General features: G+C 33.7%; 13 protein-coding genes. 9 read left to right on the forward strand and 4 right to left on the reverse strand.

Features of this window, described 5'->3' with window-relative positions:
- Positions 1 to 8 precede the first annotated feature (8 nt).
- Complete coding sequence (locus AAGV28_RS08355) at positions 9 to 371, reverse strand: four helix bundle protein (RefSeq protein ID WP_373406374.1); 363 nt, start codon at positions 369 to 371, stop codon at positions 9 to 11.
- Positions 372 to 406: 35 nt separating this feature from the next.
- The gene (locus tag AAGV28_RS08360; protein WP_373406361.1) at positions 407 to 793 is read right to left on the reverse strand and encodes a DUF5522 domain-containing protein; all 387 of its coding nucleotides are present in this window, start codon (positions 791 to 793) and stop codon (positions 407 to 409) included.
- Positions 794 to 864: 71 nt separating this feature from the next.
- Between AAGV28_RS08360 and AAGV28_RS08365 the strand changes: the two genes are divergently transcribed.
- From AAGV28_RS08365 to AAGV28_RS08395, 7 genes are all read left to right on the forward strand, one after another.
- Positions 865 to 2,007 carry an ABC transporter substrate-binding protein gene (locus tag AAGV28_RS08365; RefSeq protein ID WP_373406375.1) on the forward strand — a complete coding sequence of 381 codons (1,143 nt, stop codon included), beginning with the start codon at positions 865 to 867 and terminating at the stop codon, positions 2,005 to 2,007.
- Between the two features lie 109 nt (positions 2,008 to 2,116).
- The gene (locus AAGV28_RS08370; RefSeq protein ID WP_373406362.1) at positions 2,117 to 3,148 is read left to right on the forward strand and encodes an iron chelate uptake ABC transporter family permease subunit; all 1,032 of its coding nucleotides are present in this window, start codon (positions 2,117 to 2,119) and stop codon (positions 3,146 to 3,148) included.
- A 366-nt stretch (positions 3,149 to 3,514) separates the two neighbouring features.
- Complete coding sequence (lpdA, locus tag AAGV28_RS08375) at positions 3,515 to 4,903, forward strand: dihydrolipoyl dehydrogenase (RefSeq protein WP_373406376.1); 1,389 nt, start codon at positions 3,515 to 3,517, stop codon at positions 4,901 to 4,903.
- 744 nt (positions 4,904 to 5,647) lie between these two features.
- Positions 5,648 to 6,922 (forward strand): alginate export family protein, encoded by a 1,275-nt coding sequence (locus AAGV28_RS08380; protein ID WP_373406363.1) that lies wholly within the window; start codon positions 5,648 to 5,650, stop codon positions 6,920 to 6,922.
- Positions 6,923 to 6,950: 28 nt separating this feature from the next.
- Complete coding sequence (locus AAGV28_RS08385) at positions 6,951 to 8,174, forward strand: CmpA/NrtA family ABC transporter substrate-binding protein (RefSeq protein WP_373406364.1); 1,224 nt, start codon at positions 6,951 to 6,953, stop codon at positions 8,172 to 8,174.
- Between the two features lie 89 nt (positions 8,175 to 8,263).
- The gene (ntrB, locus tag AAGV28_RS08390; protein ID WP_373406365.1) at positions 8,264 to 9,145 is read left to right on the forward strand and encodes a nitrate ABC transporter permease; all 882 of its coding nucleotides are present in this window, start codon (positions 8,264 to 8,266) and stop codon (positions 9,143 to 9,145) included.
- A gap of 105 nt (positions 9,146 to 9,250) precedes the next feature.
- A complete protein-coding gene (locus tag AAGV28_RS08395; protein WP_373406366.1) occupies positions 9,251 to 10,057 on the forward strand; it encodes an ABC transporter ATP-binding protein in 807 nt (268 codons plus the stop codon).
- 711 nt (positions 10,058 to 10,768) lie between these two features.
- On the opposite strand, the gene AAGV28_RS08400 is transcribed toward AAGV28_RS08395, so the two are convergent.
- The gene (locus AAGV28_RS08400) at positions 10,769 to 11,614 is read right to left on the reverse strand and encodes an NAD(P)H-hydrate dehydratase (RefSeq protein ID WP_373406367.1); all 846 of its coding nucleotides are present in this window, start codon (positions 11,612 to 11,614) and stop codon (positions 10,769 to 10,771) included.
- A gap of 172 nt (positions 11,615 to 11,786) precedes the next feature.
- Between AAGV28_RS08400 and gcvT the strand changes: the two genes are divergently transcribed.
- The gene (gcvT, locus tag AAGV28_RS08405) at positions 11,787 to 12,869 is read left to right on the forward strand and encodes a glycine cleavage system aminomethyltransferase GcvT (protein WP_373406368.1); all 1,083 of its coding nucleotides are present in this window, start codon (positions 11,787 to 11,789) and stop codon (positions 12,867 to 12,869) included.
- Positions 12,870 to 12,926: 57 nt separating this feature from the next.
- Positions 12,927 to 13,649, forward strand: a complete 723-nt coding sequence (locus AAGV28_RS08410; protein WP_373406369.1) for a YebC/PmpR family DNA-binding transcriptional regulator — start codon at positions 12,927 to 12,929, stop codon at positions 13,647 to 13,649.
- A gap of 229 nt (positions 13,650 to 13,878) precedes the next feature.
- On the opposite strand, the gene AAGV28_RS08415 is transcribed toward AAGV28_RS08410, so the two are convergent.
- Positions 13,879 to 15,299: MATE family efflux transporter (locus AAGV28_RS08415; RefSeq protein WP_373406370.1), on the reverse strand; the 1,421-nt coding region annotated here is incomplete at its 5' end.

Consider the following 15,299-nt stretch of genomic DNA (forward strand, 5'->3'; position numbering starts at 1 on the left):
TAGAATTGTTATTTAGTCTTTAACTGTGCTTTTGATGTTTTAAGAATACTTGTTATTAATTTTAAAATCACTACCGCTTCTTCAGAAATACTATCATATTCTTTTTCATTCAAATAATCTGTGGCTTTTAATAGTTCCAACCAATAAACAACTTCATTGGCTTCTTTCTGGGCAATTCCAAACTTATGAATAAAATCTTGTTTACTTTCAGCATGTTCCGCTTCTCTAACCATTGCTCCAATACTAGTACCACATCGCAACAATTGTTTTGAAAGTACAAATTCTTTTTTCTCAGAACACAAATATTGATACAGCTTAACGATTCGAACTGCAAATTGAAAACTCTTATTTTTAACAATATTATCTCCCATAATTAACCATTTACAATTAATCATTAATAACTATTCTAATACGGACAATGACGGCATCCATTTCCACAGCAATTTCCTCTTTTTAGATGAAACCAAGCCTTGAAAACATAATTTCCGTTTTCCAAATAATAATCGATTCCTTCAATCAAATGAGTAGTTTTAGGTAAATCTTTGGCTTTATTTTCCAATGCATTATCTGGAGAAACAGTAGCTACATATTCTTCTATTTTTATCGAACAACTGTCTTTAAAACAATTAGGACAAAGACAATCACCAGCCTCTGAAAAATTAAATATAGGCGGAAAATCATTGCACCAACATTTTTTTTCCTGAGAAATATTTCCACAATTAAAGGAAGCCCCACAACCAGAGCAAAGCTTTAGCTTTATAGCATTCATGAGGTAAAGATAGTATTTGTTCATTTTTTTATCCTAAAAAATAAACAGTATTTTTTACAATTTACTATACCTTTGCTCGCAAATACATTTTAATGATGAAATATTTTTATAATAAAATACTGTTTTCACTGCTGCTTTTAAGCTTTGCCGCTTGCAAAAAAAACGAAAATTCAAATACACCTTCCCATTCGAATCAAAAAAACGAAATTGGATATTCGACTAATCTTGCTATCTACAAATACAATGGATATTCGATTGTTAAAGTACTTAATCCTTGGCCTGACGCTAATAAAGATTTCACTTATATTCTAAAAGAAAAAAATGCAGCTATTCCTGATAGTTTACAAAAGTACACCCAACTCTCCGTTCCTTTGCAATCTATTGTGGTGACTTCAACCACAAATATTCCTTTTTTAGAAATGCTTGAAGTAGAAAAAAAATTAGTTGGATTTCCTCATACCGATTATGTTTCTTCTGAAAAAACACGAAAGTTAATTGATGCAGGAATAGTAAAAAACGTGGGACAAAACGAACGCTTAAACATAGAAAAGCTTATTGATTTAGCTCCCGAAGCCATTGTAACTTTTGGTGTTGACAATAACAATCCGATGATTGCGAATTTAGAAAAAAGCGGTTTAAACGTCATTATTCAGGCTGATTGGATGGAGCAATCACCACTAGGAAAAGCCGAATGGATTAAACTCTACGCAGCCTTATTTGGCAAAGAAAAAGAAGGTAAAATCCTTTTTGACAACATTGTAAAAAACTACCAAGATGCTTTGCAATTAGTAGCCAACCAAAAGGCAAAAGAAACTGTTTTATACGGTTCTATGTATCAGAATCAATGGTATGTTGCCAAAGGAAATAGTTGGGTTGCAAAATTTATGAAAGACGCCAAATCCAATTATTTATGGGCAGATGTTGAAGGTAGCGGAAGTTTAGGATTGCCTTTCGAAAAAATATTAGACAAGGCAAAAATTGCCAAGGTTTGGATTGCTACAGGTTCTTTTAAAAACGCAAAAGAATTAGCAAATAGCAATCCGCATTACGTGCAATTTGATGCTTTTAAAACTAAAAACATCTATACTTTTGAATGCAAATTAGGAGCGACAGGAGGAACAATTTATTATGAATTAGCTCCTAGCCGACCAGATTTAGTTTTGAAAGATTACATCAAGATTTTTCATCCTGAATTATTAGCGGACTATAATTTTACCTTTGCACAAAAATTAAATTAAATCCCTCTGCCCTCCCGAAGTTTCGGGACTCTCCGAAGCAGAGGGAGCCGAAACCGAGTTTGTTTGTGTAAATTATTCAATATCATAAATTAAAAAATTAGAACATAAATTGAGAAATCAAAAGCGAAATACAATTCTATTTTTCTACCTTGTGGTGGCGTTACTATTTTTGTTTTTTGCCAATATCAGTTTAGGATCTATCACCATTCCTTTCAAAGAAATTTATCATAGTTTAACTGGTGAACAGGCCAGCAAATCAACTTGGGAATATATTATTATTAATTATCGATTGCCTAAAGCCATTACGGTGGTTTTGGTTGGAATGGGACTTTCGATAAGTGGTTTATTGATGCAAACCTTATTCCGAAATCCATTGGCTGGACCCTATGTTTTAGGACTGAGTTCAGGAGCAAGTTTAGGAGTTGCATTTGTAATTTTAGGTGCAGGTTTACTTCCTGCTTTTTTACAAGAAATAGTACTTTCGTCTTACGGAATTGTTTTAGCTTCAACTATTGGGAGTACTTGTGTACTGTTAGCTGTTGTACTGGTTTCTGTTCGTTTGCGCGACACGATGTCCATTTTAATTATCGGTTTGATGTTTGGTAGTTTAAGCTCAGCAATAGTGGGAACCCTAAGTTATTTTAGCACAGCCGAACAATTGCAAAAATTCACTTTTTGGTCTTTAGGGAATTTGGGAAATCTTTCTTGGACTTCCATTATTATTTTATTCTTTTGTGTACTGCTTGGATTGTTGTTGAGTCTAGCCAGCATCAAATCTCTAAATGCTTTACTTTTGGGCGAAAATTACGCTCGAAGTCTGGGTTTAAATTATAAAAAAGCACGATTAATTATCATTTTTGCTACCAGTATACTTGCTGGGAGTATTACGGCTTTTGTTGGCCCTATTGCCTTTATTGGTCTGGCAGTTCCTCATATTGCTAAATTGGTCTTCCAAACCAGTAATCATACTATTTTGTACTGGAGCACACTACTTTTTGGAGGGATTATTATGCTAATTTGTGATACAATTTCGCAAGTCCCTGGTGGCGACATTACTTTGCCGATTAATGCGGTTACTTCTATTTTTGGAGCACCAATTGTGATTTGGTTGTTGTTGAGGAAACAAAAAATGGTGGGGTAACTATAAATTTTGACCGCAAATTCGCAAATTTAAAAAACTTTTTATAAATAAATAATTTGCGAATTTGCGGTCAAAAAAGACAATAAGTGCAGACACTCAGAAAATGCTCTTACTAAAGTATAATTTCGAAATTACAGCATTGATAGATTCCTAAAATTATTTAAGAAACAGAGGGTATTTTGTTAGATTTTTAAAAATCAACGTTTATAAACCGCATTCTGTTAATATTTTGTGCTTTTGTGAGTTTTAAAAACAGAATAAATCATTAAATTCGCAGTCTTAATTAACTTTAAGAATTGATATAAAATGAAAGGGGCATTTTTAGCAAATTTCATTTTACCAATAAAAACAAATAAATACATAGAAATGAAATACGACGTTATTGTTTTAGGAAGTGGGCCAGGTGGATATGTAACTGCCATTAGAGCATCACAATTAGGCTTTAAAGTAGCCGTAATTGAAAAAGAAAATTTAGGCGGAGTGTGCTTGAACTGGGGTTGTATCCCAACAAAAGCGTTACTAAAATCAGCTCAAGTTTTTGATTATCTAAAACACGCTTCCGATTACGGATTGACGGTTTCTGAATTTGATAAAGATTTCTCGGCGGTTGTTCAACGTAGCCGTTCGGTTGCGGAAGGAATGAGCAAAGGAGTTACTTTTCTAATGAAGAAAAACAAAATTGACGTTATTAATGGTTTTGGAAAACTAAAACCAGGTAAAAAAGTAGACGTTACTGATAAGGACAACAAAGTTACTGAATATAGTGCGGATCATATCATTATTGCTACTGGTGCACGTTCTCGTGAGTTGCCAAACTTGCCACAAGATGGTGTAAAAGTAATTGGTTACCGTCAAGCAATGACATTGCCTACACAACCTAAAAAGATGATTATTGTAGGTTCTGGAGCGATTGGAGTGGAGTTTGCACATTTCTACAACTCTATGGGGACAGAAGTTACCATCGTAGAATTTATGCCAAATGTAGTTCCTGTTGAAGATGAGGATATTTCGAAACAATTTGAAAAATCTTTGAAAAAAGCTGGAATCACTGTGATGACTAACTCTTCTGTAGAAAGAATTGATACTTCAGGAGATGGCGTAAAAGCATTTGTAAAAACAGCTAAAGGAGAAGAAGTTCTGGAAGCTGACATTCTACTTTCGGCTGTTGGAATCAAAACTAACATCGAAAATATTGGTTTAGAAGAAGTAGGAATTGCTACTGACAGAGATAAAATCTTGGTTAATGCTTACAACGCAACTAATATTCCTGGTTACTACGCTATTGGTGATGTAACTCCAGGACAAGCTTTGGCTCACGTAGCTTCTGCTGAAGGAATCAACTGTGTGGAGAAAATTAAAGGATTGCACGTAGAACCTATCGATTATGGAAACGTACCTGGTTGTACTTATGCTACTCCAGAAATTGCTTCTGTAGGTTTAACTGAAAAACAAGCTAAAGAAAAAGGATACGAATTAAAAATTGGTAAATTCCCTTTCTCAGCTTCAGGAAAGGCAAAAGCGGCTGGAACTCCAGACGGATTTGTAAAAGTAATTTTTGATGCTAAATACGGCGAATGGTTAGGATGCCACATGATCGGTGCTGGTGTTACTGATATGATTGCTGAGGCAGTTGTAGCACGTAAACTAGAAACTACTGGTCACGAAATCCTAAAATCAATCCACCCACACCCAACAATGAGTGAGGCGGTTATGGAAGCTGTTGCTGATGCTTATGGCGAAGTAATTCACTTGTAAATTTTAGAATTAAAATTTTAGATTGATATAGAAATCCGATTTGTGAAAACAAGTCGGATTTTTTTTGTGTGTTGTTGTAACGGTATCTAATTTTATTTTAAAATTGATTCATGAAACTCAAAATAATAAATTTGTTGCACTTCTGGGTTGATGAACACAGCATCCAATTTGCTTCAATTTATTTTATAAAAAGTAAAGCTCGATATGATATTGGGATTTTTTACATTTCATTTACCTCACTTCGTCTCTCTCCAACAATGTCATTAAGTTAAATACTCGTCAGTTCGAGTCGAGTAACATTTTGCGATGAAAATTATTAAGAAGTATCGAGAACACTTGTCCCTTTATGGCTTCTCGACACAATTTTATACATTAAAGCTATCACATTGTGGTATAAAACCACTCGAAGTGACGGCTAAAACAACTTAACTTTTTGACATTACTCCCCTCCACAGAAAAGGGGGCTAAAAAAATAATTGTAAAACTTATTTTCTACGTATAACTACTAGATTTTGGGTGTTTCAAAAACACTACTTAGTAAGTACGATTGATTTTAAAACGCTATAAATAAACACTTTAATTCTTTTTTATGTTTTTACACCTATTTTTAATCGTTTTATAATACAAATAAAGTTGGTTTAAAAAACTTGTTTTTATTGCGCTAGACGTTATGTATAAGTAAAATTACGTAAGTATGTTTGCAGTGTAATAATTAAACAAGAGCAAAATTTAAAATCAACGACTATGAAATTACTTAAAACACTTTCTTTATCAGTAATAGGATTTGTAGGCACTGGGGCAATAGCTCAGGAATTCAGTTCGGATATTCAAATCAGACCTCGATATGAATACACAAACGGTTTTGGAACATTATTAACCCCCACTACAACTCATACTTCATTTGTTGGGAATCGTTCACGATTAAACCTGAATTACAAAGACGAAAAATTAGCTGTAAAATTGGCTTTACAAAATGTACGTACTTGGGGTGCGGTAAACCACCTTACAGGAGGTATTTCAAATGCGACCAATAGTTTTGTTATGTTTGAAGGATGGGCACAATACAGTTTTACTGACAAATGGAGTACTAAAGTAGGTCGTCAAATATTATCTTATGATAACCAAAGAATCTTTGGAGGATTAGATTGGGCAAATCAAGGACGTAGTTTTGATGCCGCTTTATTTAAATTTAAAGCTGCTAAAAGCCAATTAGATTTAGGGTTTGCATTAAATGCAAAAGATGAAACTAAAACTGCTCTTAGTTTTCCAACTTCAGTTTCATTTGGAAGTGACTTAGAATTTAAAGATTTTCAATATGCTTGGTATCACACCGCTATAAAAAAATTAGGAGTAAGCTTTTTAGCCTTAAACTTAGGGAGAGAATATCGAAAAACTCCAACAGAAGCTGAAACAAATTATTACCAAACTTTTGGAACTTATGCTAATTACGCTGGCAAAAAAGCAACTTTTGATTTTAGTTTCTACGGACAAACTGGAAAAATTGGTACCGACGAAGTTTCGGCTTGGCAAACAGCAGCTAATTTAGGTTATGCTTTTTCTCCAAAATTTAAAGCTACTTTAGGTTATGAATTTTTATCTGGAAAAGACCAAAATTCTACTTCTACAATGGTTAAATCGTTCAATCCTATTTTTGGTACAAACCACGCTTTCAATGGTTTTATGGATTATTTCTATGTAGGAAACCATGGAGGTTCAGTAGGATTGCAAGATGTAACTCTAAAATTAGACTTCCCAATCAAAAAAGTAAACTTGTCTGTTGCTCCTCATTTATTTTACACAGCAAATGAATTGTCTGCAACTGATGATAAATACTTAGGAACCGAGGTTGATGTAACAGCGGTTTACAAAGCAAGCAAAGACATTACTCTTATTGCTGGTTACTCGCAAATGTTTGGTTCTGATGCTATGGTAGCGCTTAAAGGTGGTTTGAATGATACAACAAACAACTGGGCGTATTTAATGGTGAACATCAACCCACAAGTTTTCTCAAAAAAATAACTAATTAATTTATTAAAAACTATCGAATATGAAAACATTTAAATTAAATCAAAAAATACTAACAAAATCAATTTTTGTTATAGTGCTGTCTATCAGCGCAATCTTTTCTAGTGTGAGTGCTCAAGAACCAATAAAACTAGGATTTATTCCTTTAACCGATTGTTCACCAATTGTTATGGCCAAAGAATTGGGATTGTTCAAAAAATATGGCGTAGAAGTAATTGTTACCAAAGAATCTTCATGGGCCAATGTTCGCGACAAGATTTTAACTGGCGAATTAGACGGAGCTCACTGTTTGTATTCCATGCCTTTTTCAGTGTACACTGGCGTTGGAGGAAAAGCTGGATCAGAAATGAAAATTGCTATGATGTTGAATAATAATGGACAAGCCATAACATTATCTAATGATTTTTGTGGAAAAGTAGGTTTTAAAGATATGGCTAAAGCAGGACCTGTGGTTGCTGCCAAATTAAAAGCCAAAAAAGAAGTAACATTCGCCATGACTTTTCCTGGTGGCACACACGATTTGTGGTTGCGCAACTGGCTAGCCTTGGCAAAAATAAATCAAAAAACCTCTAAAATTATCACCATCCCACCTCCACAAATGGTTGCCAATATGAAAGTAGGGAATATGGACGGATTTTGTGTCGGAGAGCCTTGGGGAGGTGTAGCTGCAATGCAAAAAGTTGGCTTTACTCAAATTGCAACTCAAGACATTTGGAAAGATCACCCAGAAAAAGCCTTGGTAGTAAACAAAGATTTTAGTGCCAAAAGAAAAGCAGATTTGGTTAAAGTAATGAAAGCTGTAATGGAAGCTTGTATTTGGCTAGATGTGCCTGCCAATCGTAAAAAAACTGCTGATATTATTGGTAAAGCACCTTACGTAAATGCAAACAATGATGTTATCGAAGATCGATTAAACGGAGAATACAATTTAGGTTGCAATTTGGGTAAAAAAATATACAAAGGTGACCAAATGGCTTTCCATAAAGGCGGTATGGTAAATTTTCCACGCAAATCACATGCAATCTGGGCTATGGCACAATTCGTACGCTTTGGTTACTTAAAAACTGCTCCAAACTACAAAGCTATTGCAGACAAACTGATATTGACAGATTTGTATAAGGAAGTTGCTGCTAGTATGAAAATTAAAGTACCTGCCGATGATATGAAGCCATTTTCTCTCACTATGGATAAAACAGTTTTCAATCCAGCAAATCCTGCTGCTTACTTGAAAGTAGTTAAAAACTAAAAAAAGATTATTCTCATCCCTGTTGTTTCAACTGCGATTAAAAAATAGAATAGCACAGATTTATAATACTAAACCTAAATTATATTGCCATGTCTGATAAAAACACCTTAACAATTGACTCTATTAGCACCCAAATCGATGATTCAAGAAGTAGTACAAAAAGTTTAATTAAAGAAAATGTAAAATTAAAACTTACCTTAACCACTATGGGTACGAAGTTACAATCTATTTTATTTGCCTGTGTGGGTCTATCGCTTTTTGCAGGTTTGTGGGCACTTTTAAGTGCGTACACCCAAGAAGCTTTACCAGGACCTATTGGAACTTTAACTGTATTAAAAGAAATGCTTAGCGATCCTTTTTATGATTATGGTCCTAACGATAAAGGGATTGGTATACAATTATTCGTTTCTATAAAAACAGTACTATTTGGATTTCTATTAGGTTCATTAATAGCGATTCCAATTGGGATTTTGATGGGAGCAAGTACAATATGCAAGCAAATTTTTTATCCAATCGTACAATTATTGAAACCTGTTTCGCCTTTAGCATGGTTTCCAATTGGTTTAGTGGTATTTAAAGATACAGGTCTGGCTACCATATTTATCGTTTTTATTACCTCTTTATGGTCTACATTAATTAACACTGCTTTTGGTGTTGGATCGATTCCTCAAGATCATAAAAATGTAGCCAAAGCTTTTGGTTTTTCAAAAATGAGATATTTAACTAAAATTTTAATTCCTTACAGTTTACCTCATATTATTACAGGTTTACGTTTAAGCATTAGCGTGGCATGGCTAGTTATTGTTGCTGGCGAAATGCTGTCAGGCGGAGCAGGAATCGGTTTTTTTGTTTGGGATTGTTGGAACGCTTTAAACCTCGAAAAAGTAATTGCAGCCATCCTAATTATTGGAATTGTAGGATTGCTTTTTGATAGAATATTCACTTTTATTGAAAAAAAAGTAGCCTATTAATGAAATAGGAAATCAAGAGTTGAGTGCGGGAAGTCCAGATGGATGTCCAACAACCAACTTCCCAAACCCATCTTCCATCTTTTAACAATTTAAATTTAAAAAATTATGAGCTATTTAGAAATCAAAGACTTGGAGATTTCATTTCCAACCCCAAAAGGAAAATATACAGCAGTACAAGACATTAACTTATCTATAAATAGAGGAGAAATAGTATCTATAATTGGTCATTCTGGTTGCGGTAAATCTACTATTATGAATGCCGTAGCAGGAATGTTAAAACCAACTAATGGCACAGTTACGCTAGACGGAAAAACCATTAAAGGTCCTGGTCCTGACAGGGGAATAGTTTTTCAAAATTATTCACTTTTGCCTTGGTTATCAGTTCACGAAAATATTTTTCAAGCAGTGGACTCCGTAATGGATTGTTCGACAAAAGAAAAACACGAAATTGTAGATTACAATCTGGATATGGTCAATTTATTACAACACCGGGATAAATTACCGGGACAATTGTCAGGAGGAATGAAACAACGTGTGGCAATCGCTAGAGCTTTTGCCATTAATCCAGGAGTTTTATTACTAGACGAACCATTTGGAGCTCTTGATGCTTTTACTAAAAGTTCTATGCAACTGGAAGTTTTAAAATTATGGAATCTTAATAATCGTGATAAAACCATTATTATGATTACCCACGACATCGAAGAAGCTTTATTTTTATCGGACAGAATTGTGGTATTAAATGACGGTCCCGCATCAACAATCAGAGAAATTGTGCATGTGGATCTAGCCCGACCAAGAAATAAAATTGAGTTTGTAAAAACACCTAAATATATTGAATTAAGAGATAAATTATTACAGCTATTGACAGAGGAATTTTCTATCGAAGATTTGGGTGTAACCTATAAAAGTTGATTTTAAATTATCTTGCATAAGAAGAGTCCTTGTAATGCGATACGCATTCAGGGATTTTTTTGTGCATAATTCAATCAAAATAGGCGGATTCAGTAGTAAGCGAACTTCTTGAAGAGAATCGTGTATTTAAAATTAAATAATAATTTATCAAAAAAATAAATTATAATCTTATTATAAAGACTAATAGTAATTCTGAATGTTTTCATGAAAAATTCAAATTACTTTTAGTAAAGATTAATCCACAAATCATAAAAAAACTATGTAACTGTTTAAATTTTATATACTTATTTTTAGAAAAATATTTTTCGATAAGCAAGGCAAATTTTGAGAGATTAACTAACTTATTTTTGAATAAATTTAACCCGTTGGGTGAAATTATCAAAAACGTCAATGGTAGTGTTTTTTGCGTAATGAAATGAAGCGAAAAATGTATCGAGAACCGTTTTCTATTCAATATTTTCTTGTTCTCGATACAAATTTTCCGAAAAAGCTGTCGCGTTTTCTGAAAATTCACTCAAACTGACGAAAATTTAATATACAAAAACAATTTCACCCAACGGGTTAAATTTAATAAAGAATAGCGGGAAATAATTCATAAAAAAATAATTATAAAAAACTTAAACAGTTACTAAGTTAATTTGTGAAAAACTCAGAATTAATATAATCGTTCATTCCATCAAAATTGTATTAAACTTTTTACCTTTCTGTTATTTATTCCAAACTCAAAAAAGCTTCCCCAAGATGATCAATACTATCCGAAGCTATAAACGATTGGAAACCTGTTTTGGGCAAAGCAATATCAGCAGTTAATCCATGTAAATACACTCCTAAAACAGCCGCTTGAATGGGTTTGTAGGCTTGCGCCAAAAAACTGCTAATCATTCCCGTTAACACATCGCCACTTCCGGCAGTGGCCAAAGCTGGATTCCCAGTTGTATTTTTATAAATGGTTTCTCCATCAATAATATGCGTTGGAGCGCCTTTCATTACTATAATCACATTGTACTGCAATGAAAAAGAAATGGCTTTTTCGAATTTCTCTTCTTCCGAATTCCATTCTCCTATCAATCGTTCTAATTCTTTTGGATGAGGCGTGAGTATAGTTCTTGATGGAAAAAGAAGAAACCACGATTTATTTTGAGATAAAATATTCAATCCATCCGAATCAATTACTAAAGGAAGGGTATTAGTTTTCAGCAATTTCAAAAAAGTCTTTTGAGTCGCTTCGTGCTGTCCTATTCCAGGACCAATTCCGATGGCGTTGGGTTGAAAATCAAAATTTATATTCGAAATGTATTTTTTCTTCACATCGGTCAAAACCATTACTTCGGGAATAAATGTTTGAACTATTTCATAACCGCATTTTGGAACAAAAGCAGTTACTAATCCGCAACCTGATTTCAAAGCCGCTTTCGATGACAAAGAAACCGCTCCTATTTTGCCATAGCTTCCTCCAATAAGTAAAGCATGTCCCTGTATCCCTTTGTGTGTGTCCACAGCTATTGGCTTATAAAACTTTAGAATTTCATTCTTATCAATTGGAATAGAAGTTATCATAGATACTGCTTTTGAATAGTTTCCTCTAATTTAGCCTTATTTAAGCAAATAGAAAATGGGTTTTATCAATTATTTTCTTAAAAAATGAAGTTGTTTTATTCGCTGTAAACTTACTTTGCTACTCAAAATAAAAGCAATAAATTAGCGCCATCAAAATTTACACAAAATCAGAATGAAAAATACTGCGCTAACGCACATACACGAAGCTTTGGGAGCAAAAATGCTACCGTTTGCTGGATACAATATGCCTATAACTTATGAGGGAATAAATGCTGAACACGAAACGGTTCGTACCGCTGTTGGTGTTTTTGATGTGTCGCACATGGGGGAATTTTTACTTTCTGGACCAAATGCTTTAGCGTTGATTCAAAAAGTAACTTCTAATGATGCCGCTACATTAACCGACGGAAAAGTCCAATATTCTTGTTTACCGAATAATGAAGGAGGAATTGTTGATGATTTATTGGTTTACAAAATCAAAGACGAGCAGTATTTATTAGTGGTTAATGCATCCAATATTGATAAAGACTGGGATTGGATTTCAGCTCAAAACGATTTAGGCGTTGAAATGAAAAACCTTTCTGACGACTATTCTTTATTGGCAATCCAAGGCCCAAAAGCAATTGAAGCATTACAATCATTGACTTCAGTAGATTTATCAGCCATAAAATATTACAATTTTGTAGTAGGTGATTTTGCAGGAATTGAACATGTAATTATTTCGGCTACGGGATATACTGGCGCTGGAGGTTTTGAAATTTATTGCAAAAATAATCAGGTAGAACAAATTTGGAACAAAGTTTTTGAAGCTGGAGCTCCTTTTGGAATCAAACCTATCGGTTTAGCCGCTCGTGATACTTTGCGCTTGGAAATGGGATTCTGTCTTTATGGAAACGACATTAACGATACCACTTCGCCTATAGAAGCAGGATTGGGCTGGATTACAAAATTCAATAAAGAATTCACTAATTCAGATAATTTGAAGAAACAAAAAGAAGTTGGAGTAACTAAAAAACTAATTGGTTTTGAAATGCAGGAACGTGCCGTACCAAGACACGATTACGAAATTGTAGATGCCAATGGAAATAACATCGGAATTGTAACTTCAGGAACCATGTCGCCTTCTTTAAACAAAGGAATCGGTATGGGATATGTTAGCATAGAAAATAGTGCAGTTGACAGCGAGATCTTTATTCGAATTAGAAAAAAAGATGTTCCTGCTAAAGTGGTAAAAATGCCATTTTATAAAAACTAAAACTTAGAAAAAAACAAAATAATTATAATTTTTTGCATCGTTAAAAAATAATCAGAAATGGGAAGAGCATTCGAATTTAGAAAAGGAAGAAAAATGAAACGTTGGGCTGCAATGGCCAAAACATTTACTAGAATTGGTAAGGATATTGTAATGGCCGTAAAAGAGGGCGGACCAAATCCTGAAGCAAACTCCAGATTGAGAGCGGTTATTCAAAATGCAAAGGCGGCTAATATGCCTAAGGATAACGTAGAACGCGCTATCAAAAATGCAACAAACAAAGATACAGCCAACTATAAAGAAATTTTATTCGAAGGATATGCTCCTCACGGAATTGCAATTTTGATTGAAACTGCTTCTGACAATAATAACAGAACAGTAGCTAATATTCGTAGTTATTTCAACAAATGTAATGGTACTATGGGAACACAAGGTTCGGTAGAATTTATGTTTGACCATACTTGTAACTTCAGAATTCCAAAAGAAGGTCTGGATGCCGAAGAATTAGAATTAGAATTGATTGATTTTGGTGCTGAAGAAGTTTTTGAAGACGAAGATGGAATTTTAATCTATGCACCTTTTAATAGCTTTGGAACCATTCAAAAAGAATTAGAAAACAGAAATATCGAAATTCTTTCTTCAGGTTTTGAAAGAATTCCTCAAATTACTAAAAAGCTTTCAGCTGCTGAAGTAGCCGATGTTGAAAAGCTAATCGAAAAAATTGAAGAAGATGATGACGTAATGAACGTGTATCACACTATGGAAGAAAATGAAGAGGAATAATCTTCAACAAAATACCCGAATAAAGAAAGAGTTTAGCTTTAAGTTAAGCTCTTTTTTTATGGCGTTTCCTTGTTGCGGAACTTTTTCGTAAAGCATTCGGTTTTGTTCTGCAACAAGGTCGGGCTGTACGCTTTATCTTTTGTTAGGAAACTAAATAGTAATCCAGAATAATTTTGCTCTCACAAAAGGATGCCGCTTCCATCCCTAACGCAAACAATAAATAATACAACTATTTGCTTTGTTTCCATGACTTATAAAATAACGGAGATTCATAAGACAACATAAAAATCCATCCCACTAAACAAGCCAAAGCAATTCCTTTAATCCCAAAGTGCGGAGCTAAAAAATAAGCGGCAATAACTCTTCCTGCCATTTGAGTAAAGGTAGCATTCAAAGTTATTTTCATCTTCCCTAATCCTCTAAAATAGCCCTGAATCAGATTCGTAATTCCTGGTAAAAGATACAATAAAATCATTATTTTTAAATATTGTTCTCCTGCTTCAATTACTTCTAATTCTTCTTTTCCCATAAATAACGAAATGAGTTCTCGTGAAAAAAACAATACAATTACAGAAACTAGTACTGTGTAAATCACTTCCATTTTCAATCCTGTCAAAAACCCTTTCCGAATCCGACTAAAATTTCCTTTTCCATTATTCTGAGCTATAAAACCAGTAGTACCGTGAGCGATATTTTGTTGAACAATCATCACAAAATCATCTATTCTACTTACGGCATTAAAAGCAGCTATAGTAACAACCCCCAAAGGATTTATAGCTCCCTGAATTAAAAATTTTCCCAGATGCAATGTGATTTGCTGCATCGCTGTAACAGAACTGTAACTAAAAATGATTCGGAACAAACTGCGATCAAACACAAAATCTTTTCTCTCAAACCTTAAAATAGGAATATAAAACCGAACATACAAAACACATAAAAAAGCAGCTATAGCTTCGGCAATAACTGTTGCCCATGCTGCTCCATCCACTCCTTTTTCCCAAACTGCAACAAAAAGAATATCTAAAACTATATTAAGCACCGCAGAAGCAATCAAAAAATAAAGTGAAGCCTTGGAATTCCCCATACTTCTCAAAGTCGAAGCATAAATATGGTATATAAAAGTAAAAATAAGACCTATAAAAATAATTTGAAGATAAGAAGTAGCATCATCTATAATTTCTATTGGAGTATTTAAAAAGAAAAGTATTTTTCTAGAGGAGATAAAACCAAAAATAACTAATAAAAAGGTAAACAAACCTCCTGAAATTAATGAAGTAGAAATGACTCGTCTCAGTTTAACAAGATTTTGTTCACCAAAGTACTGTCCCATTAACACTGACATTCCTAAACAAATTCCAATAATCAAAAAAAGTAAAACATTCATAACAGGACTCGCAGCACCTATTGCAGCCAAAGCTTCAGCTCCTACAAAACGCCCTACAATAACAGAATCAGCTGCATTATAAGTCAAGACAAAAAAATTACCAATAATTAATGGTAAAGTAAAATGAACAATTTGTGAGCCAATTGGACCACGAGTCATATCTACTAATTTCTCTTTTTGCATTTTTACTAATTGCTTGCATTTAAAATTCTTCCAAATCAAAAAACCCCATTCCGATAGGAATGGGGTTTCATTAGAATCTGAAA

Source organism: Flavobacterium zubiriense, assembly GCF_041729725.1.
GTDB classification, from domain to species: Bacteria; Bacteroidota; Bacteroidia; order Flavobacteriales; family Flavobacteriaceae; genus Flavobacterium; species Flavobacterium zubiriense.